Annotated in this window: 19 protein-coding genes and 1 pseudogene; 6 read left to right on the forward strand and 14 right to left on the reverse strand. The window is 65.1% G+C overall.

Annotated features, from left to right (window positions below; translation table 11 throughout):
• Nucleotides 1-137 precede the first annotated feature (137 nt).
• The 6 genes and pseudogenes from DMX10_RS18480 (at nt 138) to DMX10_RS18500 (ending at nt 11,289) form a co-directional block, all read left to right on the forward strand.
• On the forward strand, nt 138-4,238 hold the full coding sequence (locus DMX10_RS18480; RefSeq protein WP_111262418.1) for a CHASE domain-containing protein: 4,101 nt from the start codon (nt 138-140) through the stop codon (nt 4,236-4,238).
• 5 nt (nt 4,239-4,243) lie between these two features.
• Nucleotides 4,244-5,230 carry a diguanylate cyclase domain-containing protein gene (locus tag DMX10_RS18485; protein ID WP_111262419.1) on the forward strand — a complete coding sequence of 329 codons (987 nt, stop codon included), beginning with the start codon at nt 4,244-4,246 and terminating at the stop codon, nt 5,228-5,230.
• Between the two features lie 391 nt (nt 5,231-5,621).
• Nucleotides 5,622-6,380, forward strand: a pseudogene (locus DMX10_RS33650) (MCP four helix bundle domain-containing protein); the annotation flags it as partial.
• Nucleotides 6,372-7,235, forward strand: coding sequence for a methyl-accepting chemotaxis protein (locus DMX10_RS33655; RefSeq protein ID WP_371921706.1), 864 nt, complete (start codon nt 6,372-6,374; stop codon nt 7,233-7,235). The pseudogene DMX10_RS33650 and the gene DMX10_RS33655, both read left to right, overlap by 9 nt.
• A 123-nt stretch (nt 7,236-7,358) precedes the next feature.
• Entirely contained in the window at nt 7,359-10,220 is a 2,862-nt protein-coding gene (locus DMX10_RS18495; RefSeq protein ID WP_111262420.1) for an ATP-binding protein, read from the forward strand.
• Nucleotides 10,210-11,289 carry an HD domain-containing phosphohydrolase gene (locus tag DMX10_RS18500; RefSeq protein WP_111262421.1) on the forward strand — a complete coding sequence of 360 codons (1,080 nt, stop codon included), beginning with the start codon at nt 10,210-10,212 and terminating at the stop codon, nt 11,287-11,289. Before DMX10_RS18495 ends, DMX10_RS18500 begins: the two co-directional genes overlap by 11 nt.
• Nucleotides 11,290-11,321: 32 nt before the next feature.
• On the opposite strand, the gene DMX10_RS18505 is transcribed toward DMX10_RS18500, so the two are convergent.
• The 14 genes from DMX10_RS18505 to rpmF form a co-directional block, all read right to left on the reverse strand.
• The gene (locus tag DMX10_RS18505) at nt 11,322-12,290 is read right to left on the reverse strand and encodes a GTP 3',8-cyclase MoaA (RefSeq protein ID WP_111262422.1); all 969 of its coding nucleotides are present in this window, start codon (nt 12,288-12,290) and stop codon (nt 11,322-11,324) included.
• Nucleotides 12,291-12,376: 86 nt separating this feature from the next.
• Entirely contained in the window at nt 12,377-13,015 is a 639-nt protein-coding gene (locus tag DMX10_RS18510; protein ID WP_021217601.1) for a TetR/AcrR family transcriptional regulator, read from the reverse strand.
• 556 nt (nt 13,016-13,571) lie between these two features.
• On the reverse strand, nt 13,572-14,357 hold the full coding sequence (locus tag DMX10_RS18515; protein ID WP_111262423.1) for a TatD family hydrolase: 786 nt from the start codon (nt 14,355-14,357) through the stop codon (nt 13,572-13,574).
• 54 nt (nt 14,358-14,411) lie between these two features.
• Complete coding sequence (locus tag DMX10_RS18520; protein ID WP_021217603.1) at nt 14,412-14,768, reverse strand: PilZ domain-containing protein; 357 nt, start codon at nt 14,766-14,768, stop codon at nt 14,412-14,414.
• A gap of 35 nt (nt 14,769-14,803) precedes the next feature.
• Nucleotides 14,804-15,790, reverse strand: coding sequence for a DNA polymerase III subunit delta' (locus tag DMX10_RS18525; protein WP_111262424.1), 987 nt, complete (start codon nt 15,788-15,790; stop codon nt 14,804-14,806).
• Entirely contained in the window at nt 15,783-16,415 is a 633-nt protein-coding gene (gene tmk / locus DMX10_RS18530; RefSeq protein ID WP_111262425.1) for a dTMP kinase, read from the reverse strand. The genes DMX10_RS18525 and tmk overlap by 8 nt, the downstream gene beginning before the upstream one ends.
• Nucleotides 16,412-17,467, reverse strand: a complete 1,056-nt coding sequence (gene mltG / locus DMX10_RS18535; RefSeq protein ID WP_111262426.1) for an endolytic transglycosylase MltG — start codon at nt 17,465-17,467, stop codon at nt 16,412-16,414. The genes tmk and mltG overlap by 4 nt, the downstream gene beginning before the upstream one ends.
• A gap of 3 nt (nt 17,468-17,470) precedes the next feature.
• Nucleotides 17,471-18,283: an aminodeoxychorismate lyase gene (gene pabC / locus DMX10_RS18540; protein WP_111262427.1), complete on the reverse strand. Its 813-nt coding sequence runs from the start codon at nt 18,281-18,283 to the stop codon at nt 17,471-17,473.
• Nucleotides 18,283-19,527, reverse strand: coding sequence for a beta-ketoacyl-ACP synthase II (gene fabF / locus DMX10_RS18545; RefSeq protein ID WP_111262428.1), 1,245 nt, complete (start codon nt 19,525-19,527; stop codon nt 18,283-18,285). The genes pabC and fabF overlap by 1 nt, the downstream gene beginning before the upstream one ends.
• Before the next feature lie 102 nt (nt 19,528-19,629).
• Nucleotides 19,630-19,866, reverse strand: a complete 237-nt coding sequence (acpP, locus tag DMX10_RS18550) for an acyl carrier protein (protein WP_016493661.1) — start codon at nt 19,864-19,866, stop codon at nt 19,630-19,632.
• Nucleotides 19,867-20,053: 187 nt separating this feature from the next.
• Complete coding sequence (fabG, locus tag DMX10_RS18555; protein ID WP_111262429.1) at nt 20,054-20,797, reverse strand: 3-oxoacyl-ACP reductase FabG; 744 nt, start codon at nt 20,795-20,797, stop codon at nt 20,054-20,056.
• A 14-nt stretch (nt 20,798-20,811) separates the two neighbouring features.
• Nucleotides 20,812-21,750 (reverse strand): ACP S-malonyltransferase, encoded by a 939-nt coding sequence (gene fabD, locus DMX10_RS18560; protein ID WP_111262430.1) that lies wholly within the window; start codon nt 21,748-21,750, stop codon nt 20,812-20,814.
• Between the two features lie 105 nt (nt 21,751-21,855).
• Nucleotides 21,856-22,866: a phosphate acyltransferase PlsX gene (gene plsX / locus DMX10_RS18565; protein ID WP_111262431.1), complete on the reverse strand. Its 1,011-nt coding sequence runs from the start codon at nt 22,864-22,866 to the stop codon at nt 21,856-21,858.
• Nucleotides 22,867-22,869: 3 nt separating this feature from the next.
• The gene (rpmF, locus tag DMX10_RS18570; RefSeq protein WP_013791824.1) at nt 22,870-23,052 is read right to left on the reverse strand and encodes a 50S ribosomal protein L32; all 183 of its coding nucleotides are present in this window, start codon (nt 23,050-23,052) and stop codon (nt 22,870-22,872) included.
• Nucleotides 23,053-23,057: the final 5 nt, after the last annotated feature.

Raw genomic sequence — 23,057 nt, forward strand, 5'->3', positions numbered from 1 at the left:
CTCCATAGAGCCAATGATGTCATCGTGACATTGGGCATAAGTACGCTGCCGCCTTTACGGAAAAAGACAGGAAAGTCAGGGTTCGATGCGCGCCGCCAAGCTCGCCTCGGCCTCCAACCGGCGAGAGACCCGAGTGGATGAAGGCAAAGTCATGGACTTACATCGCCATCTGGATGGCAGCGGTACTGCTCTCGGGCCTGCTGCTCAGCGCGCTGGCCAGCCTCCAGCAGGTCCGCTCCATCGACAACCACGTGCAGCAGGCCCTGAAGGATGAAAGCCGCGAGGTCGAAGGCGACCTCATGTCGCGCCTGCGCATCTACGAGTTCCGCCTCAGGGGCTGGCGCGGCGCCATCCACATGCTGGGCATAGGCAACGTCACCCTCGACCTGTTCACCCGCTACAGCCGGGCGCGCAACCTCCAGGAAGAGTTCCCCGGGGCCCGCGGTTTCGGTTTCATCCGCCGGGTCAAGGTCAGCGAGGAGGCGGACTTCCTGCGCCGGGTCAGGGCCGACGGCCAGCCGAACTTCACCCTGCACCAGTTCGCCCCCTCCCAGGGCGAGCGCTACGTGATCCAGTACATCGATCCGCCGGAGGTCAATATCGAAGCCATCGGCCTGGACATCGCCTCCGAGCCCCTGCGCCGGATCGCCGCGCAGCGCTCGATGCTCAGCGGCAAGGCCACGCTCACCGCCCCCATCACCTTCATCAACGAATCCAGGGAGGCCTATCGCTCCTTCCTGTTCCTGCTGCCCGTCTACAGCACCCCGGATACCCCTGCCGATCTCCCGTCCCGCCATGAGGAAATCCTCGGATGGAGCTATGCCCCGCTGGCGATGAGCGAGGTGATGACCGACCTCGACCTGCCCGTGGACAGCCTCCACCTGGCGATCTACGACAAGACCGACGCCCCGCAGCGCAAGCTCATCTTCGAAACCCACCACCAGAGCCCGGACGGCGAGCGGGTCCAGACCTACAGTTTCGAACGAGAGGTCTACGGGCGGACCTGGCTGTTCGAGGTCAGCGCCTACGCCGCCTTCGTCGAGTCCCTGGACCCCGTGCATCCCGCCAGGGTGTTCGTGGTCGGGCTGCTGGCCAGCCTCCTGGTCACCGGCATGGTCGGCACCCTGCTGCTGTCACGCCAGCGCCAGTACCAGGTGATGGCCGGCCAGGCGCGGCTGGCGACCATCGTCGAGAACTCCAGCGACGCGATCATCGGCGAGGCACTGGATGGCCGGATCATCACCTGGAACCGTGCCGCCGAGCAGATGTTCGGCTACACCGAGGCGGAGATCCTCGGCCGCCCCCTGGCCCCCCTGCTGGTTCCGCAGGAGCGCCTGGCCGAGGACGAAGCGCTGCTCGAACGCGTGGCGCGGGGGGAGCGCGGCCCGACGCTGGAGACCCAGCGCCTGCACAAGGAGGGTCGCCTGATCGATGTGACCATCACCTGCAGCCTGATCCGCGAGGCCGACGACAGCATCCTCGGCGCGGCGAAGCTGATGCACGACATCAGCGACCGCAAGCGCGCGGAGGACTACCTGCGCCAGTTCAACGCCAGCCTCGAGCAGCAGGTCAGCGAACGCACCGCCGAGCTCTCCCGGGTCGCAGGCCTGTTGCAAGCGGTGCTCGACGCCTCCTCCGAGGTGTCCATCATTGCGGTGGACATGCAGGGCGAGATCGTCGTCTTCAACCGAGGCGCGGAACTGCTGCTGGGCTATACCGCCGCCGAGATGATCGGCATCCGCAATCTCCTGGACTTCCACCTGCCAGAGGAAGTCCAGGCACGTGCGGTCGAACTCAGCCGCGAATACGGCCGCCCCATCGAGGGGATGGAGGTATTCCGTTGCAAACCCGACGAGCAAGGCGCGGAAACACGCCAGTGGACCTACATCCGCAAGGGGGGCTCGCAGATCCAGGTGTCCATGGTCATCACCTCCATTCGCACGGAAACCGGTGCGCTCATCGGTCACCTGGCCATCGCCCAGGACATCACCGAGCGCCTGCGCAACAGCGCCGAGCTTCTTGCGGCCAAAGCCTCGGCCGAAAGCGCCAACGCCGCCAAGAGCCTGTTCCTGGCGAACATGAGCCATGAGATCCGCACCCCCATGAACGCGGTCATCGGCATCGCCCACCTGTTGCAGGGCACGCGCCTGGACGAGCAGCAGGAGAAACTGCTCGGCAAGCTGCAGATCGCCGGGCGCTCCCTGCTGGGGATCATCAACGACATCCTCGACATCGCCAAGATCGAGGCCGGCGAGATGCTTCTGGAGAACAGCCCGTTCCGTCCCCATCGGCTGTTCGGTGACCTCGCCGAACTGTTCGCGCCCCAGGCCGAAGCCAAGGGCCTGCGGTTCGAGGTCAAGGCCGATGCGCTGCCCGAACAACTTGCCGGCGACGCGTTGCGACTCAATCAGATCCTCATGAACCTGATCGGCAACGCCCTCAAGTTCACGGCCGCCGGCAGCATCGAGGTCAACGTCGAGTGCACCCACGAGACCGACGTACGCTGCTGGCTCTGCATCAGCGTCCGGGACACCGGCTGTGGTATCGATGCCAAGGTGATCGAGCGGCTGTTCTCCCCCTTCACCCAGGCAGACACCTCCACCACCCGTCGCTTCGGCGGCACGGGGTTGGGCCTGTCGGTGGTACGCGGCCTGGCCGAGAAGATGGGCGGGACGGTCGGTGTGCGCAGCACCCTCGGGGTGGGCAGCGAATTCTGGGTACGCCTGCCGTTCGATCCGATCATCGACGAACAGGCCCTGTCGGATAACACGTCCAGCCTGGATGTGCTGGTGGTGAGCCAGGACGAGAGCGAACGCCAGCGACTCACCCAGCTGTGCCGCTCGCTGGGCTGGCGAGCCACCCCATTCTTCAGACGGGAAGACCTGCTCGAACACCTCGGGCAACGGCTCGCACGCCGCCATCCACTGGCCGATGTCCTGCTACTCGACCACTTGGCCGGCGCCGATGTGCTGGAGACGCTCGAACAGCTCAGGGCATTGCTGGGACGCGAACGCATGCCCAGCAGCGTGGTGTTCTCGGCGCCACGGACATCGGCTGCACCCACCCTGGAAGATGCACTGGTGGACCATCACGCCCGAACGCCACTGGACGGCTCCGATCTCTACAACGCCATCGCTGCCGCCAGCCTCGGGCATCCCAACGGCCACGGCGAGAAACTGATCCACGCCACCGAGCTGGACATCACCCAGGCCCGGTGGCTGGAGGGCATAAGGCTGCTGCTGGTGGATGACAGCGACATCAACCTCGAGGTGGCCAGTCTCATGCTACAGCAGCAGGGCGCCGAGGTGCAGACCTGCATGAACGGCCGCCAGGCGCTGGATTGTCTGCGCGAGGACACCACCGCCTTCGATGTGGTGCTGATGGACCTGCACATGCCGGAAATGGACGGGTTCGAGGCCACCCGCCGACTGCGTGGCGAACTCGGCCTGCAACGACTGCCCGTGCTCGCCCTGACCGCCGGAGCGCTGCCGGAAGAACGTCGCCAGGCCAAGGCGGCCGGAATTGACGAGTTCCTCAGCAAACCCCTGGAACCCAAGGTGCTGATCCGCGCCATCCGCCGGGCGGTCCAGGACTCCCGGGGCGCTCCCCTGCCCATACGTCCGATCGAGGCGCCCACCGGGCCTTCCCGCCCCTGGCCGACGATAGAAGGCATCGATACCGTTGAAGTCGCCCAGCGCATGAGTCACGACCTGGAGCTGTTCAACTCCTCGCTGCGGCGGCTGTTCAGCGAGTTCGGCGAATTCCGCGACGACGAAGCGACCCGGCGGCGCCTGCAGGACGACCCGCCCGGGCTGACAGCGCGCCTGCACAAGCTCAGGGGGTCGGCGGGCATGCTCGGTGCCCGGCGCCTTCACAAGCTTGCAGGTGAGGCGGAGACCCTGCTGCGGGTCGAACCCGACGCCCCACACCTGCCGGCACTGCTCGGGCAGTTGGTGGAGGCCTATCTCGAACTCGAACGCCAGACGGGCGTCATCGAGGCGATCACCCTCCCCCGCAGCGACGCGGACCACCTGGCAGCAGGCCCCGCGCTGGCGAGGCTGATCGACCACCTGCGCGACCACGACATGGCCGCGCTGGAGCAGTTCGCCCAGGCATACCCTGCCATCCGGATTTCCAGCCAGGCGCTGGCCGAACAGGTCTGGCAGGCGATCGACAACCTGGACTTCGAACAGGCGTTGCACCTGCTCGAGTCCGCAGGCCTCGTGGCCAAGGAGTGACACCCATGGACTACACACCCTCCCTGCTGATCGTCGATGACGACACTTCGGCGATCCGCATCCTCAGCAAGGCGATCGGCAGCCTCGGCAAGGTCCGCTTCGCCACCAACGGCCCCGATGCACTCCGGGCGGTACAGGAGCAAAGGCCCGATCTGGTCCTGCTGGATGCCGAAATGCCCGGCATGGGCGGCTTCGAGGTCTGTGAACGGATGAAGACCGAAATGGGGTTGCGCGACGTCCCGGTCATCTTCATCACCAGCCACACCGAGGCGAGCATGGAGGAAGCGGGCCTCGCCCTGGGCGCGGTGGACTTCATCGGCAAGCCGATACGCCCCGCCATCGTCAACGCGCGGGTGAAGACGCACCTGCACCTGAAGCTGGCCATGGACCGGCTCAACCTGCTGGCGCAGACCGATGGCCTGACGGGCCTGGCCAACCGCCGCTTCCTCGACCAGAACATCGAACGTGAATGGCTCAGGACCCGCCGCAACGGGCAACCCTTCTCGTTGCTGCTGATGGATATCGACTATTTCAAACGCTACAACGACCGCAACGGCCACCTGCAGGGCGACCAGTGCCTGATCGCCGCCGCGCACGCCCTGCGTGCCTGCATCAACAGGCCCGCCGACCTGGTGGCCCGTTATGGCGGCGAAGAGTTCGCCGTGCTATTGCCCGAAACCGACCATGTCGGTGCCTGCCGTATAGCCGACCAACTGGGGGACAGCGTCAGGCACTTGAATATCCCTCATCTCGACAGCCCCCACGGGAAAGTGACTGTTTCAATCGGCGTCGCCAGTTTCGATGAAGAAAGTCCCAGTTGGCCGCATTCCAGTGAAAGCAATGAAGTCGTACCGGATATCGCAAGGCTTCTCGAGTTTTCGGATGCCGCCTTGTACGAGGCCAAGGAAGCGGGACGGGATTGCAGCCGATTCAGGAACATCGAACTTGCAGCGTTATTGCCAGCGAGTGGTTCGGGTATCAAGAAAGGCTAGCGGTGCAAGGATCACAAGGGCCTGGAAGATTGAACGCGCTATTGAAATCGCCGATGCGACACAGCTCGACAAGACGGGCCCTGCCCAATAGAGCGCTACCTGCAATCAATAACGGCAAGCGAATTCCAGTGCGAATTATTATCGACAATTCAACTAGCCACTAAAGTCTGATACCGCCTGTCGCCAATGGAAATACCATGGGAACAACTGGAAATACGCTAAAAGCACTTTGCCATCAGTGACTCAGGCATATCGCGGTAACGCCACCCTGAGATGGCCGTACTCTTGAATTCACGCACTTTTCACGAACGGCTCGTTAAACATCCGCCCATGACCTAAACCTTCTACCGGGCATACCCATCGCTACACCCGTGCAACGTGGGAGATCATCATGCTGATTCGCTCTTTGCGTGTCTCCACCCGCATCAATGCAGGCTTTGCGGTGCTGGTCACCTTGTTGATGCTGGTCGGGGGCGGCTCCCTGATGCAGATGCACCAGATGCATGACAGCTCCCAAGCGGTCGATGGAAACTGGCTGCCCAGCATCGTCGCGATCAGCCACATGGACGAGGCGACCCTCCAGCTTCGAGCCTCCACGCTGCGGGCCCTGGTGACATTCGATGAAGCGGCCAAGGCCCGCCTCGTCACGGACGAAGCCACCCTGCAAAAAGCCCAGGACACCTACATCAAACTGATTTCGAGCGACGAGGAGCAGAAGCTCTTCGATCGCTATGTCGAGCACCTGCGCGGCTACCTGGAGGTCCGCCGCGCAGTGATAGAACGCTTGGCAGCCGGTGAGCGGGAAGAAGCCGAATCGATCGTCACCACCAGGCTCAATGAACTGGGCAGTGCGCTCAGCACCGACCTCAAGGCCTTGATCGAAATCAATGAGGAGGGAGCCAGGCAGGCCTCGACGGCCAGCAACTCCGCATTCCAACACGCCAACCTGCTGGTCTGGCTGATCCTCGCCGGGGCCGTCGGCCTGGCCGTCATCCTTGCCCTCCTCCTCTCGCGCAGCATCGTGAGGCCGCTGAACCAGGCGGTCGAAGTGGCGAGCCAGGTATCCCAGGGCGACCTGAGCCGTGACATTCCGGTTGAAGGGCACGACGAGGCGACCTCCCTCATGAGCGCCCTGCGCGGCATGCAGCAGAACCTGCGGCAGACCATCAGCCTCATCGCCGACTCCTCCACCCAGCTCGCCTCGGCCTCCGAGCAACTGCATGCGGTGACCGAAGACACCAGCCGGGACCTCCTGCGGCAGAACCAGGAAATCGAGCAGGCGGCCACGGCATGCAACCAGATGAGTGCGGCGGTGGATGGGGTGGCGCACAACGCGGCCACGACCATGGACGCCTCGCGCCAGGCCGACACCGCCACGCGCCATGGCCGCGAGCAGGTGGGTGAGACGGTGCGCTCGATCAACGCCCTGGCGACCGACGTGACCGGTAGCGCCGAGCGTGTCGAGAAGCTCGCCCGGCAGATGCAGGACGTCGGCAAGGTGCTCGATGTGATCCGCTCGATCGCCGAGCAGACCAACCTCCTGGCCCTCAACGCCGCCATCGAGGCCGCCCGTGCCGGCGAGCAGGGGCGCGGCTTCGCGGTGGTGGCCGATGAGGTTCGCCTGCTGGCACAGCGCACCCAGCAATCCACCCAGGAAATCGAGCAGATGGTGAACCAGCTGCAGCAGGAGGCCAGCGCCACAGTCGCCACGATGCAGAGCAGTTCGCGCCTGGCCCAGACAACGGTGGACCTCGCCCAGGCCGCCGATGGCAGCCTGGGCGACATCGCCCGGACCATCGCCTCGATCAACGAACAGAACGTCCAGGTCGCCAGCGCTGCCGAGCAACAGGCAGCTGTAGCACGCGAGGTCGACCGCAGCCTGGTGAACATCCGCGACCTGTCCACCCAGACCTCGGCGGGAGCCAACCAGACCCGCGCCTCCAGCCAGGACCTGTCGCGCCTGGCCGTGGAGCTCAAGTCCGCCGTCGCCTCGTTCCGCCTGTGACGGATCGCAATAGCCGCCGCTGCGCTTATCTCGAGTCGTTCTGATCGCTCGGGATCGGCGCAGCCCCGGCTGGGATAGCCTGTGGATACGGCAATGCCCGGCGCACCGCGCAAGGAAAGGTAGATGAGTGGAATCGCCCGCAAGATCGGCCTGCGCCAGTGGATCTGGAAAGCCTTCGTGCAGAGCGCGCTGCTGCCGCTGATCCTGGTCGAAACGGTACTGATCGCCTGCTACCTGCTGAGCAACCAGCAGATGCGCGATGCCCAGATCACCTACCTGCAGCAGAACGCACTCGACAGCCTGGAGGCTACGGCCAACCAGAACGCCCAGATCATCCAGGACCACCTGGCGCACATCGCGAGCAACACCGAACTGTTCGGCCACCTGGCCGAGCTGGCACTTTCCACTGCCTCCCTCGCGCCCATCGAGCAGCTCGCCACCACCGAGGATGGCGCCCGCTACAGCCCCGAGGACCTGGGCGGGGCGGCATCGTTCTACTCCAGCCTTTCGTCCGCCGGCAAGGCCAGCCAGGAAAGGGCGCGACGGCTCTCGATGCTCGACCCATTGATGAAGGAGATGAAGCGTCACCAGCCGCTGATCTCCAGCCTCTATTTCAATGCCTGGGACAGCTACAACAGGATCTACCCGTGGTTTCGCACCGACCTGCTGTACCCGCACAACATGCGCATCCCCGCTTACAACTTCTACTACCTGGCGGATGCGGCCCACAACCCGGATCGCCTGCAGCGCTGGACCGACGTCTACCTCGACCCGGCCGGCAACGGCTGGATGGCATCCTCGATCTTCCCCGTCTACCGCGACGGCTTCCTGGAGGGCGTGGTCGGGATGGACCTCACGGTGGACGGCATCCTCCAGGAGATCGGCAAGCTGCATATCGGCTGGGGCGGCTACCTGGTGCTCGTCAGCAAGGACATGAACATCCTGGCGCTGCCCCGTGCGGCAGAGCATGACTTCGACTTGCGGGAACTGACGGGGCACACCTACCGGGAGGCGGTCCGCACCGAACGCTTCAAGCCGGACGACTTCAACCTGGACCGCCGTCCCGATACCAGGGCCCTGGCCGGGCTGCTCGCGGAAAATCCCGGCGGCCATGCGGAGATCACCCTGCGCGGCAAGACGCACCTGGTTGCCTGGGACGAGATCCAACCCGCCGGATGGCGCCTGGTCGCCCTGGCGGACAAGAGCGAAGTGATGGCGGCGACGAACTCGCTGGCCGGCCACTACCAGGCGATCGGCTACCTGCTGATCGCCGGGATGATCGGTTTCTATCTCTGCTTCTTCACCTACATGTGGATAAGGGCGAGAAGCCTGAGCGAGAAGCTGCGGGACTCGATCGACGGCATCGCCGAGATGCTGAGAAGGATCGGCAGGGGTGAATGGCACCCGAGGCGTGCGGTGTCCTCTATCCATGAACTGGACCAGATGGCCGAATCCGTGATGGTCATGGGCGAGCAGCTCAATCTCAGCGAAATGCAGCGCAGCTCGACCCAGCAACGCCTGGAGCTGGTGATCGAAAGCGTCACCGCCGGGCTCTGGGAGTACGACCTGGCGAAGGACCGCCTGCTTTTTCGCGGGGAGTTCGGCAAACGCTTCAAACTGCCTGACAGCGAGCTGGCCCGGGCGGACCTGTTCTCCCGCATCGCTCCCGAGGACGTTCCCAGGCTCGACGCCGCACTGCAGGGGCTGCGGATCGGCAACCTCACCCGCATCGATCTCGAGCTGCGTGTGCTCGGGCCTGACGAGTCGATCATCTGGATGCTCTGCCGCGGCCGGATACTCCATCTGGAGCAGGAGCCCGACAGGCGCCTTGCCGCCGGCACCTTCGTGGACATCCAGGTACTCAAGCAGGTGGAGGAGGACCTCCGTCATCGCACGCGCGAGGCCCAGGCCGCCAGCCAGGCGAAATCGCGTTTCATCTCCAGCATCAGCCACGAGCTGCGCACGCCGCTCAACGCCATCCACGGGTTCGCACAGCTGCTGCGCATGAAGGCCGAGGAGGAGCAGGCGGATACGCAGCCCCTGGACGAGATCCTGCTGGCCAGCGGACACCTGGGGCAACTGGTCGACGATCTGCTGGACTGGTCCAGCCTGCAGGCCGAGGCCCCCCGGCTCACCCTGCGCTCGGTGGAGATCGGTGCACTGATGCTCGAATGCTCCGAGATGATCAGGGCACAGGCGGAGACGGCGGGCCTCGACCTGCACGTGCAGTTGCCGGACGGGCCGGTGCACGTCATGGCCGACGCGAGGCGCCTGCGCCAGGTGCTGATCAACCTGCTGTCCAACGGCATCAAGTACAACCGCCCTGCCGGCCTGCTGGCGATGGGCACGGAAACCATCGGCGGCCGCTTGCGCCTCTACGTGGAAGATGGCGGCGAAGGCATCGAGCCGGCCTTGCAGAAAGCGCTGTTCGAACCCTTCCAGCGCCTGGGCAAGGAGAACACGTCCATCCAGGGCACCGGGATCGGGCTGTCGTTGTGTCGCGAGCTGGCCGAACTGATGCAGGGCTGCATGGGCCTGCACAGCGAGCCGGGCGTGGGCAGCCGGTTCTGGATCGAGCTCTCCCTCGCTCCCGAGGAGACGCCCAGGCAGCGTGGGCCAAGGCCACTGAGCGTGTATTACCTCGATGATCAGCCGGCCAGCCAGCAACGGGTGGCGCAGGCGCTTCGCGGTGTCGCCCGGGTGACACCGTTCGAGCATGGCGACGGGCTTGCGCAGGCGCTGGACAAGGAGCTCCCGGACCTGCTCCTGATGGACTGCACGGTGCCGGGCGCCGAAGCGACCGATCGCCTGAAGACGCTCCCCGGAGGCGGCGACATCCCCGTCATCCTGCTCAGCGAAGCACCGGATCATCGCGCCCTGCAGCACTACGCCTTCAAGGCGGTGCTGAGAAAGCCGATCAACATCGACGAGATGCGCGAGCTGGTCAGCGCGCTGATGATTCAGGAGGAGTCAGATGTTCTCTAGCATCCCCCCGGAAACCCGCATCGTCATCATCGACGACATCCCGGCCAACCTCCGGCTCCTGGAATCCAGCGTCAAGGCGTTCGGCCTGCGCCATGTCACCAGCTTCACCGATTCCGCAGCGGGCCTGGAATGGTTGAGGTCCAATCCATGGGACCTGCTGCTGCTCGACCTGGACATGCCGGCACCCGATGGCTTTGAAATCCTTGGCCATCTGGGTGGCCGGAACCGTTCGCGCTGCCCGGTGATAATCCTCACCGCGCTGAACGACCCGGAAAACCGTCGGCGTGGTCTCGAACTGGGTGCCAACGATTACCTGACCAAGCCGGTGGACCTGCCCGAACTGCTCCTGCGGATGCGCAACTGCCTGAGCCTGGCGCACGCCACCGCCAGCCTCGAGCAGCTCAATCGGGACCTGGAGAGCAAGGTACAGGCCCGAACGGCCCAACTGGAGGAAAGCTACCGCTCGGCCATACGCGCGCTGGGCAGGGCCGCCTGCTACCGCGACAACGACACTGGCGATCACATCATGCGCATCGGGGAATCCGCCGCGATGGTGGCCGCCAAGCTGGGCATGCCCAGCGCCTGGTGCGAGACGATACGGCTGGCAGCCCCGATGCATGACCTGGGCAAGATAGGCATCAGCGACGGCATCCTCCTCAAGCAGGGCACGCTGACGGCGGAGGAGCGTAGCCAGATGATGGAACACCCGGTGATCGGCTACACCATCCTGCACGAGGACCCCGGCACCGAGCTCAGCGAGATGGCCGCCGAGATCGCCTACTGCCACCACGAGAAGTGGGACGGCAGCGGCTACCCACGTGGCCTGGTCGGCGAGGCCATCCCCCTCTCGGCGCGGATAGTCGCCCTCTGCGATGTCTACGATGCGCTGCGCATGGACCGCCCCTACAAGCGGGCCTGGGAGAGCGCTCGCGCCCAGGCCTTCATCCGCGAGCAGGCGGGAAGCCACTTCGATCCGAGGCTCGTCGCCGCGATGGAGAGCTGCTTCCCCGCCATCGAGGCGCTGCTGGTGGAGGACGATGCCTACGAGGAGCGCAGGCATGCGACCTGAACTGCGGCGCCGCACCCATCGGGATCGGGCGTTCAGCCGCCGATGATCTTCATGACGGTGACGCCGCCGGAGAAGGCGATGTCCTGTTTGTCCGCCAGGGCCTTGACCAGTAGCCGCTGCAGGCCCGGGAGGGCCTGGTGGCGAGGCTTGTCCAGCAGGTCGCCGACGTAGTGACGGTTGCTCGATGACAGGCAGCCATGCAGCCAGCCGGTGGAGGACAGGCGCAGGCGCGAGCAGGTCCGGCAGAACGGCACGCTCTCGTTGGCGATGATGCCGAAATGCCCCTGGCCGGGAATCGCATAGCGCAGCGCGGTGGCATCCACCGGCGCCTCGGCCTGGACGAATTCGTGACGCTCGCCGATCAGCCGGAGCAGCTCGTCGAGGCCGACGAACTGCTGCTGGAAGCCGACGCCATCGCGAGCCAGGTGGCCCATGCGCATCAGCTCGATGAAGCGCAGCTCGAAGCCGTTCTCCAGGCAGTACTCCAGCAGCGGCATGACCTGGTCCAGGTTCTGTCCACGCAGGGGCACCATGTTGAGCTTGATCTTCAGCCCCGCCGCCCGGGCCTCGGCGAGCCCCTGCAGCACGGTCTTCAAGTCACCGCCACGGGCGATTCCCCGGAAGGCATCGGCATCCAGGGTGTCGAGGGAAACGTTGAGGCGGCGGATGCCGCAATCGACCAGCAGCGGCAGCTTGCGCGAGAGCAGCTGGCCGTTGGTGGTGAGGCTGATGTCATCGAGGCCGAGGCCGCTGACGCCGCGAAGGAAGTGATCGAGCTTGGGGCTCACCAGCGGCTCGCCGCCGGTGATGCGCAGGCGCTCGATGCCGGCGGCCTCCATCAGGTAGGACACGCCGCGCACCATGGCCTCGGCGGAAAGCTCGTCCTGTGCCGCGACCAGGCGCTTGCCGTCCGGCACGCAGTAGGTGCAGGCGTAGTTGCAGGCGGCGGTCAGGCTGATGCGCAGGTTGCGGAAGCGCCTGCCTTGGCGGTCGACGATCATGGGACGCTCCGACGGGGAATGGGGCGAAGTATATCGCCGCCCCATCGCCAGTCCCATGCATTTGCCATCCGGCTGGGCGCGATCACTCAGCCCGATGGGGCGTCATTCTCGCGCTTGCGCTTGTTGCCCATGCGCACGCCGATGTCCATCAGGAACTGGAAGAAGCCTTCCTGGTCCTCGAGGACGTTGCTCCAGAACGGCGAGTGGTAGAGCGCCACGGCGCCATGCACCAGGGCCCAGGCCGCGCAGTAGTGGAAGTAGGGTGGGACGTCCTCCAGCTTGCCTTCGGCGATGCGACCCTTGATCAGCTGGGTCAGGCGCTCGAAGTTGGACGCACGGATCTTGTGCAGTTGCTCGACCATCTCGGGCACCTGGCTGTTCTTCACCACCTTCTCTTCCAGGCGGTCGAACAGGCGGTAGCGTTGCGGGTCACGCATGCGGAATTCGAAATAGGCGCGCGACAGCGCTTCCTTGTCACGGTCCACATCCGCCGAATGCAGCAGCTCGTTCAGGTCACGCTCGTAATCGAGCATCAGGCGCAGGTAGATCTCCGCCTTCGACTTGAAGTGCTTGTAGATGGTGCCTTTGCCGATGCCCACCGCGTCGGCGATCATCTCGACGGTGACGCTGTCTTCACCCTGTTCCAGGAACAGTTTCAGGGCGGTGTCGAGGATTTCCTGCTCGCGACGGCGGAACTCACGGACTTTACGGGGTTCTTTCTGCATAAAGGGACTGTAGGGTCAAAAATCAAGCCGCGTATTATGCCTAATTAGCGCCAAAATGCACGGAACATCCGACTATGAGCCTATTGCCAGATGGGTTCGACATGTTTCAGGGCGCGCTCGAACGCTCTGGAAACCGCGAACCAGATGGCTTGCAGCGGTAATACCGATGAACGCGAAGCGCGCCCGCAGTAGGCTTTCGGATCACAACGCCACACCACCCGCATAAGATGACGCACGCCAGCGCATGGATTCGGGGTGCGACCATTGAGCGCAGCCCGGTCAGGAAGAGGCAAGGCCGTCACCAGCGGGCACAGGCCCAGTCGGCAGACGCTTGAGGACTCAGACGCCCTGCGCGTATTCCAAATCTGTTTAAAAAACGAGCAATCGCGTCTGGACGGTAGGGGATATTGACCAATACTCAAATGACTGGCGTGCGGCATCTCCCCCCAAGTGCCCCACCAGTCAAGGTACCGAGGATCGCGTACCTTTGTTTTACTCCTAATGGTCTTGACCCGGATTCATCCCCCAGAACCCGGGTTTTTTTTGCCCGCGAGTTTCAACCCGCCAGGCGCGCCAAGGGGAACAGGCGCCGGAAGTTGGCGGTGGTCTGCTCGGCGAAGCGCTCGAACTCCACCCCGCGCAGCTGGGCGAGGAACTCGGCGACCTCCCGCACGTACTCGGGCAGGTTGGGCTTGCCTCGATGGGGAATGGGGGCCAGGTAGGGCGAATCGGTCTCGACCAGCAGGCGGTCGGCCGGCACCTGCCGGGCGACTTCGCGCAGCGCTTCGGCGTTGCGGAAGGTGACGATGCCGGACAGCGAGATATAGAAGCCGATGTCCAGGGCCGCCTTGGCCATTTCCCAATCCTCGGTGAAGCAGTGCAGCACGCCCGCCTGGGGCAGCGCTGCCTCGCGCAGCAGCGCCAGGGTATCGGCGCGCGCCTCGCGGGTGTGCACGACCACCGGCTTGCCGGTGATGCGGGCGGCTTCGAGATGCAGGCGGAAGGCTTGTTGCTGCAACTCGGCGGCCTCGGGCTCGTAGTGGTAGTCGAGGCCGGTCTCGCCGATGGCGGCAACGCGGGGATGGTCGAGCTCACCCAGCAGCCAGTCCAGCGCCAGTGCTTCACCGGGGGCCAGGTCCAGCGGGTGCACGCCAACGGAGCAATGCACGTCGGCATAGCGGCTGGCCAGGTCCTTGACCGCGGCGGCGTTGTCGGCGCTGACGCCGATGCAGAGGAACTGCCCGACACCGCGGGCACGGGCAGCCTCGAGCGCCGCATCGAGGGAACCGCCATGAGCGGCGAGATCGAGGCGATCGAGATGGCAGTGGGAATCGACCAGCATGGTTCGGATCACTTGGACGTCAGCAGGCGCCGGCCACGAGGGGCCGGCGCGGCTTTACATGGTGTGGGTGGGGCGGTCCGACTTGAGGGCGCCTGCGAGGTAGGTCTCGATCTTGTTGCGCGCACCGGTGTCGCCATCGTTGAACTGCACGCCGATGCCGGCGGCACGGTTGCCCTGGGCGCCCTTCGGGGTGATCCAGACGACCTTGCCGGCCACCGGGATCTTTTCCTGCTCGTCCATGAGGTTGAGGAGCATGAACACTTCGTCGCCGAGCTTGTAGCTCTTGTTCGTCGGGATGAACAGGCCGCCGTTCTTGATGAAGGGCATATAGGCGGCATACAGCACGGACTTGTCCTTGATGGTCAAGGACAGGATCCCGTTACGCGGGCCCAGATTGGGTGGCAGGCTCATGCGGCTTTCCTGGCTAGCTGGCTCAGCGGTGGATTCTAGCCCGGTCCGGGCAGGCTTGCCCACTGCACCAGCAAGGCTTCGAGAAGCAAGACACGGTTGAGGTTGGCCTTGCCCAGTACCTTCTGCCGCTGCTGCAGCAACCAGTCCTGGAACCCCAGCACCTTGTGCTGGGGTGCCTTGCCGGCGAGGTACTGGACGACCTTGCGCATGTCGGCCATGCCCAGGCCGTCTTCATCGCCCGTCAGTTGGTAACGCAACATCAGTTGTGCCCAATCGCAGAACCAGTCGAACAGCAGGATCAGCGGCACGGCGTTCCAGCCTTCGGCCAGTTGGCTGGCCCCCACCTGCTGCTTGATCAGCTTCTTCACCCCGTCCACCACCTGGGCGCGCTGCTCCAGCACCGCCTGGCCGTGCAGGCGCTGCGCGGTGAGCGGTGAGCCGCCGGCCAGCACCAGCAGGTCCCGACGGACCTGCTCGTCGGCATCCGGCAGTGCCTTCGCCAGCCAGGCCAGGCTGTCGGCCTCGCCCGGCAGTGGGCAGGCCTGTTGCACGCAGCGGCTCTTGATGGTCGGCAGCAGCCGGCTGGGCTGGTGGCTGATGAGCAGCAGCACGGTGTCGCCCGAAGGCTCTTCCAGGCTCTTGAGCAGGGCGTTGGCGGAGTTCAGGTTCATCGCTTCGGCGGGTTCGAGCAGGACGACCTTGCGCCCACCGAGTTGTGCGGTCTGCACCACGAACTCGACCAGCTCGCGGACCTGGTCGACCTTGATCGCCTTGTCCGCTTCTTCCGGCTCCAGCACGAAGTTGTCCGGGTGGGTACCGGCGGCCAGCAGGTAGCAGGACTTGCACTGGCCGCAGGCATCGAGGCCCTCGGGCTTCTGGCACAGGAGACGCGCCATCAGGCGCTCGGCCAGGGCCCGCTTGCCGATGCCGGCCGGGCCATGCAGCAAATAGGCGTGGGCATGGCGCGGACGACCGGCGAGGTGCTGCCAGAGCGATTCCTGCCAGGGATAGGCTTCAGCCACGGCAACGCTCCAGCAGTTCGGGCAGCAGGGCTTCGAGGGTCTGCTGGACGTCGGCCAGCGGGGCGGCGGCATCCAGCACACGGTAGCGTTCAGGTGCTGCGGCGGCCCGCTGCAGGTAGGTCTGCCGCACGGCCTCGAAGAAGCTGCGGTCTTCCTGCTCGAAACGGTCCAGGCGACCGCGTGCGGCGGCACGGCTGAGGCCGACATCCACGGGCAGGTCGAAGACCAGGGTCAGGTCAGGACGCAGTTCGCCCTGGACGAAGTTCTCCAGCAACGCGATGCGCTCGACGGGCAGCCCTCGCCCTCCGCCCTGGTAGGCGTAGGTGGCATCGGTGAAACGGTCGCAAAGCACAACCTGGCCCCGGGCAAGCGCCGGGCGGATCACCCCGGCGATGTGCTGGGCGCGGGCAGCGAACATCAGCAGCAGCTCGGTATCGGCGGCCATGGCTTCATCGCTGGGCGCCAGGAGCAGTTCACGGATGCGCTCGGCCAACGGCGTGCCACCGGGTTCGCGGGTCAGCAGCACGTCGATGCCGTGGCTGCGCAGGCGCTCGGCGAGGAAGTCGCGATTGGTGCTCTTGCCGGCCCCTTCGGGACCTTCGAGCGTGATGAACAGGCCGCTCACGGGGTGTCCTTGTTGGTGATGGGAGCGGGGCTGGAGCGATAGTCCGCGCGCCGCTTCAACTGGTATTCACGCACCGCCTGGTTGTGGTCGGCGAGCGATTCGGAAAACACGTGGCTGCCGTCGCCACGGGCCACGAAGTAGAGGCTCTTGCCATCCACCGGGTGCAAGGCGGCGTGGATCGCCTCGCGACCGACCATGGCGATGGGGGTCGGCGGCATGCCGGCAATCACGTAGGTGTTGTAAGGCGTGGCTTCACGCAGGTGGGCACGGGTGATCTTGCCGGCGTAGCGCTCGCCCAGGCCGTAGATCACCGTGGGGTCGGTCTGCAGCAGCATGCCGAGCTTCAGGCGACGCACGAAGACACCGGCGATCTGGCCGCGCTCGCTGGGCACGCCGGTCTCCTTCTCCACCATCGACGCCATGATCAGCGCCTGGTAGGGGTCGGCGTAGGGCAGGTCATCCGCCCGCTTCGCCCATTCGCTCTCCAGCACCTGTTCGAGACGCTGGTGGGCCTGCTTGAGCAGGTCGATGTCACGCATGCCGCGCACGTAGCGATAGGTATCGGGGAAGAAACGCCCCTCGGGGTGCTGCCCCTCCAGGCCGAGCCGCTTCATCAGCTCGGCATCGCTGGCATCCGCCAGGGTCTGCTCCAGCTTGGGCTGCTTGGCCAGGGCCGCACGCAGCTGACGGAAATTCCAGCCCTCCACCAGCGTCAGGCTGTACTGCACCACGTCGGCACGCTGCCAGAGGCTCAGCAATTGAGCGGCGTCCATCCCCGGCGTCATGCGGTATTCGCCGCTGTGCAGCGACTGCCCCGCGAGGTTGAAGCGCCAATATTGGCGCAACCAGAACGCATCCTGGATCACGCCCTCCTCTTCCAGCCGGTTGAGCAGGCCACCGGGGGTGGACCCGGCCGGCACATCGAGCAATTGCTCCCCGGCGAGAACGAGCGGTTGCTTCAGGGCTTCACGCTGCTGCCAACCGGCATAGGCGAACACCAGGCCGCCGAGGATCAGGCCACTGTGCAGCAGCACGAGCAATTTGCGTATCACGAATCAGCAATCCAGTAGGGCGCGGGCAAGGGCCTGCAGTTTACGGGTGAGCGGCCCGACCGACCAGTCGCGCCCGGCGAAGGCACGCACGGGCCAGACGCCGTAGAGGCTGTTGCAGAGGAAGACTTCGTCGGCTCCCAGCAGTTCCTCGTACTCGATATCACGCACGCGAGTAGCGATGCCCTGGGCCGATGCCTGCTCCAGCAGCTCGGCCCGCATCACGCCGGCCACGCCACTGCGCGTGAGATCGGCGGTGATCACTACGCCGCCACTGACCAGGAAGAGGTTGCTGAACACCCCTTCGATGACCCGACCGGATACGTCACGCATCAGCCCTTCGGCGAAGCGAGCGTCCTGCCATTCCGCTCGGGCCAGCACCTGCTCCAGGCGGTTGAGGTGCTTGAGGCCTGCAAGCAGGGGCTGCTCGGCCAGGCGCGTGGCGCAGGGGAAGAGCTCGACGCCTTGCTGGGCATTGGCTTCGGGATAAGCGGGGTGGGCACTGCCCATGAGGATGCGCCGGGGCGGCGTGCTGGGCGGTGCATAGCCGCGCAGGCCGTCGCCGCGGGTCACCAGGAGCTTGGCGACGCCCTCGCCCTGCTGGGCGCAGAACGCCAGCAGCTCTTCACGCACGAGGTGCAGGTCGAGTTCGAGGGACAGGCGACGCGCACCTTCGGCAAGGCGCGCGAGATGACGCTCCAGCAGCCCGGGTCGACCACCGCGCACGGCGATGGTCTCGAACAGCCCGTCGCCGTAGGCCAGCCCGCGATCCTTGAGAGACAGCGAGCCGGCCGGCAGGCCGTCGACCCAGGCCAGCATCAATCGGCGAACCGGCGGAACACCAGGGAGCCGTTGGTGCCACCGAAACCGAAGGAGTTGGACAGGACCACGTCGATGGGCATGGAGCGGGCTTCGTGGGGCACGAAGTCCAGGTCGCACCCCTCGTCCGGGTCATCCAGGTTGATGGTCGGCGGTGCCACCTGGTCGCGGATCGCCAGCACGCTGAAGATCGCCTCGACGGCACCGGCGGCACCCAGCAGGTGGCCGGTCATGGACTTGGTGGAGCTCACCGCGACCTTGTAGGCATGATCGCCGAACACGCTCTTGACCGCTGCGGCCTCCGCCTTGTCGCCGGCAGGGGTGGAGGTGCCATGGGCATTGATGTACTGCACCTGGTCACCGTTCAGGCCGGCATCGCGCAGGGCGTTGCGCATGCAGCGCGCGGCGCCGGCGCCATCGTCCGGCGGCGAGGTCATGTGGAAGGCGTCGCCGCTCATGCCGAAGCCGACCAGCTCGGCATAGATGGTGGCGCCGCGGGCTTTGGCGTGCTCCAGCTCCTCGAGGACCAGCGCACCGGCGCCGTCGGAAAGCACGAAGCCATCACGACCACGATCCCAGGGGCGGCTGGCGGCGGCAGGGTCATCGTTGCGCGTGGACAGCGCCCGCGCGGCACCGAAACCACCCAGGCCGAGGCCACAGGCGGCCATCTCGGAACCGCCGGCGATCATCACGTCGGCCTCGCCATAGGCGATGTTGCGTGCGGCCATGCCGATGCAGTGAGTGCCCGTGGTGCAGGCGGTGGCGATGGCGTAGTTCGGCCCCTGCAGCCCCAGGTGGATCGACAGGAAGCCGGACACCATGTTGATGATCGAACCGGGAACGAAGAAAGGCGAAATACGCCGCGGCCCCTGCTCGATCAACGATTTGCAGTTGTTCTCGATATTGGTCAGGCCGCCGATACCGGAGCCCATGGCCACACCGATGCGCTCACGATTGGCGTCGGTGACTTCCAGGCCGGAATCACGCACAGCCTGGAAGCTGGCAGCGAGGCCGTACTGGATGAACAGGTCGAGCTTGCGAGCTTCCTTGGCGGACAGGTACTGCTCGACATCGAAGCCCTTCACCGAACCACCGAAGCGGGTGGAGTAGGCGGAAAGGTCCATATGCTCGATCAGGCCGATGCCACTGCGGCCAGCCAGAATGCCCTGCCAGCTGTCCGGGACGTTGGTGCCCAGCGGCGACAGCATGCCAAGGCCAGTGATCACGACGCGTCTACGCGACACTGTGCTCTCCTCAATTTCTACACGGCGGTTGGATGACACTTAAAGAAAAGCCGCACGACCTGACGGTCGTGCGGCTTTTCCGAGTCGGGAATCGACGATTACTTATTGCGCGTGCGCGTTGATGTAATCGATGGCTTCCTGAACGGTGGTGATCTTCTCAGCTTGCTCGTCCGGGATCTCGGTCTCGAATTCCTCTTCCAGAGCCATCACCAGCTCAACGGTGTCAAGGGAGTCGGCGCCCAGGTCTTCGACGAAGGAAGCGCTGTTGGTTACTTCGTCTTCTTTAACGCCCAGTTGCTCGGCGACGATTTTCTTGACGCGTTCTTCGATGGTGCTCATACCTTGTTTTCACTCCTATGGAAAAATCCGTGCAGCTTGGGCTGCAGTGTATAGAAAGGGTTTTCCGCATTTCAAGCGGGATGCCAACCCCTCCAGGCCCCGTCTGGACCCGTCCATAACCCAATTGCACGTATGTACCGGATTTTAGACAGCTCCTATGACAGTTTCCTGAAGGGAATCGTCACATTCAGCTCATGTACATGCCGCCGTTCACAGGGATAGTAGCCCCGGTCACGTAGGATGCGCTATCGGAAGCGAGGAATGCGACCACCTTGGCGATCTCCTCGGCCTGTCCCAGGCGACCCAGCGGAATCTGCCCCAGGAGTGCGTCGCGCTGGGCTTCCGGCAGCTCGCGGGTCATGTCGGTATCGATGAAACCGGGCGCCACCGAGTTCACGGTGATGGCGCGGGAGCCGACTTCACGGGCCAGTGCGCGGCCGAAGCCTTCCAGGCCGGCCTTGGCGGCGGCGTAGTTCACCTGCCCGGCGTTGCCCATGGCACCCACCACCGAGCCGATGTTGATGATGCGACCCCAGCGCGCCTTGGTCATGCCGCGCAGCACGGCCTTGGACAGGCGATAGAGGCTGTTGAGGTTGGTGTTGATGACGTCGAACCACTCGTCGTCCTTCATGCGCAGCATCAGGTTGTCGCGGGTGATGCCGGCGTTGTTCACCAGGATCAACGGCTGGCCGAGGTGCTGCTGGATGTGTTCAAGGGTGCTGGCGACGGACTCGTCATTGCTGACATCGAGCACCAGGCCGGCGCCTTGGACGCCATTTTCCTTGAGGTATTCGGCGATGCGCTCGGCACCGCTCGGGGTGGTGGCGGTGCCGATGACGACGGCACCCAGGCGACCCAGTTCCAGCGCGATGGCCTGACCGATGCCACGGCTCGCACCGGTGACCAGGGCGACCTTACCTTGCAGACTCATAGTCTTCTCCTTGCTCAGGCCAACGCAGCACGAGCGGCTGCGAAAGCGTCGGGGGTATCCAGATTGTGCGTACCGATGCCCTTCACGCAGCGCTTGTTCAGGCCGGAAAGAACCTTGCCGGGGCCGCACTCGACCAACTCGGTCACGCCCTGCTCCGACAGGCGGACCATGGACTCGACCCAGCGAACGGGGCTGTAGAGCTGGGCCAGCAGGTCGCCCTTGAGGACGCCGAGGTCAGCCACGACAGCGGCGCTGACGTTCTGCACCAGCGGGATCTGCGGAGCCTGCCAGGCGATGGCTTCGACCGACTCGGCGAAGCGTTCGGCGGCCGGGCGCATCAGTGCGCAATGGGAGGGTACGCTGACCGGCAGCGCCATGGCGCGCTTGGCACCACGGGCCTTGCAGGCGTCGATGGCACGCTCGACGGCAACGGCGCTACCGGCGATCACCACCTGGCCGGGTGCGTTGAAATTGACCGCGCTGACCACATCCCCCTGCGCAGCTTCGTCGCACGCAGCGAGCACGTCGGCATCTTCCAGGCCGAGGATGGCGGCCATGCCGCCCTGCCCTGCCGGAACGGCTTGCTGCATCAGTTGGCCGCGACGCTCGACCAGCTTCACCGCATCGGCGAAGCCCAGGCTGCCGGCGGCGACCAGCGCCGAGTACTCACCCAGGCTGTGACCGGCGACATAGGCCGGGCGCGCGCCCCCCTCGGCCAGCCACAGGCGCCAGAGTGCAATGGAGGCGGTGAGGATGGCAGGCTGGGTCTTGTCGGTCTGGTTCAGGCTTTCTTCCGGCCCCTGCTGGACCAGAGCCCAGAGGTCGTAGCCCAGGGCTTCGGAGGCTTCGGCGAAGGTATCCAGGACCAGCTTCTGCGAAGCGCCATGCTCGGCCAGCATGCCCAGGGACTGTGAGCCCTGGCCGGGAAAAACGAATGCGAGGGATGCGGACATCGGAACTATTCCCTTGTTTGCCTTGATCGGTGTACGGGAGCGCCGGGCATAGCCAAGCGCAAGGAACTGACAGTTGGATGACAGGCCGCAGACGGCGGTCACATCCTAGAGCAACAGATCCTCGAGACGCCCGTGCAGGCGCTGGGGAAGGTTCTCGCGGATCTCTATGAGCGCGCGGCGGATGGCGCTCTGGAAACCGTCGGAGCCAGCGGCGCCGTGACTCTTGACCACGATGCCCTGCAGGCCGAGAAAGCTCGCACCATTATGCCGGGCAGGCGCCAGGTCACCCTGCAAGCGCCGCAGCAACGGCAGCGCCAGGGCGCCGACCATGCGCGAGCCCAGGTTGTCGGTGAACAGCGCCTCGATACGGGCGGAGATCATCGACGCCAGGCCTTCACTGGACTTGAGCAGGATGTTGCCGACGAAACCGTCGCATACCACCACATCGGCCTCGCCACGGTACAGACCGTCGCCTTCTATATAGCCGATGTAATTCAGGCCCTCGGCCTGCTGCAGCAGGCTGGACGCCAGCTTGACCTGCTGATTGCCCTTGATGTCCTCGGTGCCGACGTTGAGCAACGCGATACGCGGGCGCGACACCCCGAGCGCTTCGGCCGCGACCGAGCCCATGACGGCGAACTGATAGAGGTGCTCGGCACTGCAATCGACGTTGGCACCGAGATCCAGCAGATGGCAATGCCCCTTGGCCGTGGGCACGGCACTGACCATCGCAGGGCGATCGATGCCCGGCAGGGTCTTGAGCATGTAGCGGGATAGCGCCATCAGCGCACCGGTATTGCCGGCGCTGACGCAAGCCTGGGCACGACCTGCACGAACCAGGTCGAGGGCAATGCGCATGGAGGAGTCGGGTTTGCCGCGCAGCGCCTGGGACGGGCGCTCGTCCATGCCGACAACTTCGGATGCATGCTCGACGGAAAGCCGCTGACGGTCGACACCGTTTTCACGGGCGATCAGCTCTTCGAGCAGATGGGCTTGGCCGACAAGAATGAGATGGAGCGAGGGGAACTCAGCCAGACAGGCGATGCTGGCAGGAACAATGCAACGGGGACCGAAGTCCCCGCCCATTGCGTCAATCGCGATGATCGGAGCGGACAAGGATTACTCGTCAGCGCCCTTGTCGATCACTTTGCGACCACGGTATACGCCTTCCGGGGATACGTGGTGACGCAGGTGCACTTCACCGGTGCTCTTCTCGACGGACAGGGCGTTGGCCTCGAGGGCATCGTGGGAACGACGCATGTCGCGGGCAGAGCGGGATTTTTTGTTCTGCTGAACAGCCATAATCA

Source organism: Pseudomonas sp. 57B-090624, from assembly GCF_003234055.1.
GTDB lineage: Bacteria > Pseudomonadota > Gammaproteobacteria > Pseudomonadales > Pseudomonadaceae > Metapseudomonas > Metapseudomonas tohonis.

What these genes read in the sequence shown, in the direction of transcription:
- DMX10_RS18480 (WP_111262418.1), top strand. Translation starts at nt 138, where the DNA reads ATGAAGGCAAAGTCATGGACTTACATCGCCATCTGGATGGCAGCGGTA.
- DMX10_RS18485 (WP_111262419.1), top strand. Translation starts at nt 4,244, where the DNA reads ATGGACTACACACCCTCCCTGCTGATCGTCGATGACGACACTTCGGCG.
- DMX10_RS33655 (WP_371921706.1), top strand. Translation starts at nt 6,372, where the DNA reads ATGCAGCAGAACCTGCGGCAGACCATCAGCCTCATCGCCGACTCCTCC.
- DMX10_RS18495 (WP_111262420.1), top strand. Translation starts at nt 7,359, where the DNA reads ATGAGTGGAATCGCCCGCAAGATCGGCCTGCGCCAGTGGATCTGGAAA.
- DMX10_RS18500 (WP_111262421.1), top strand. Translation starts at nt 10,210, where the DNA reads ATGTTCTCTAGCATCCCCCCGGAAACCCGCATCGTCATCATCGACGAC.
- DMX10_RS18505 (WP_111262422.1), bottom strand. Translation starts at nt 12,290, where the DNA reads ATGATCGTCGACCGCCAAGGCAGGCGCTTCCGCAACCTGCGCATCAGC.
- DMX10_RS18510 (WP_021217601.1), bottom strand. Translation starts at nt 13,015, where the DNA reads ATGCAGAAAGAACCCCGTAAAGTCCGTGAGTTCCGCCGTCGCGAGCAG.
- DMX10_RS18515 (WP_111262423.1), bottom strand. Translation starts at nt 14,357, where the DNA reads ATGCTGGTCGATTCCCACTGCCATCTCGATCGCCTCGATCTCGCCGCT.
- DMX10_RS18520 (WP_021217603.1), bottom strand. Translation starts at nt 14,768, where the DNA reads ATGAGCCTGCCACCCAATCTGGGCCCGCGTAACGGGATCCTGTCCTTG.
- pabC (WP_111262427.1), bottom strand. Translation starts at nt 18,283, where the DNA reads ATGCTGGCCTGGGTCGACGGCCTGCCGGCCGGCTCGCTGTCTCTCAAG.
- acpP (WP_016493661.1), bottom strand. Translation starts at nt 19,866, where the DNA reads ATGAGCACCATCGAAGAACGCGTCAAGAAAATCGTCGCCGAGCAACTG.
- fabG (WP_111262429.1), bottom strand. Translation starts at nt 20,797, where the DNA reads ATGAGTCTGCAAGGTAAGGTCGCCCTGGTCACCGGTGCGAGCCGTGGC.
- fabD (WP_111262430.1), bottom strand. Translation starts at nt 21,750, where the DNA reads ATGTCCGCATCCCTCGCATTCGTTTTTCCCGGCCAGGGCTCACAGTCC.
- rpmF (WP_013791824.1), bottom strand. Translation starts at nt 23,052, where the DNA reads ATGGCTGTTCAGCAGAACAAAAAATCCCGCTCTGCCCGCGACATGCGT.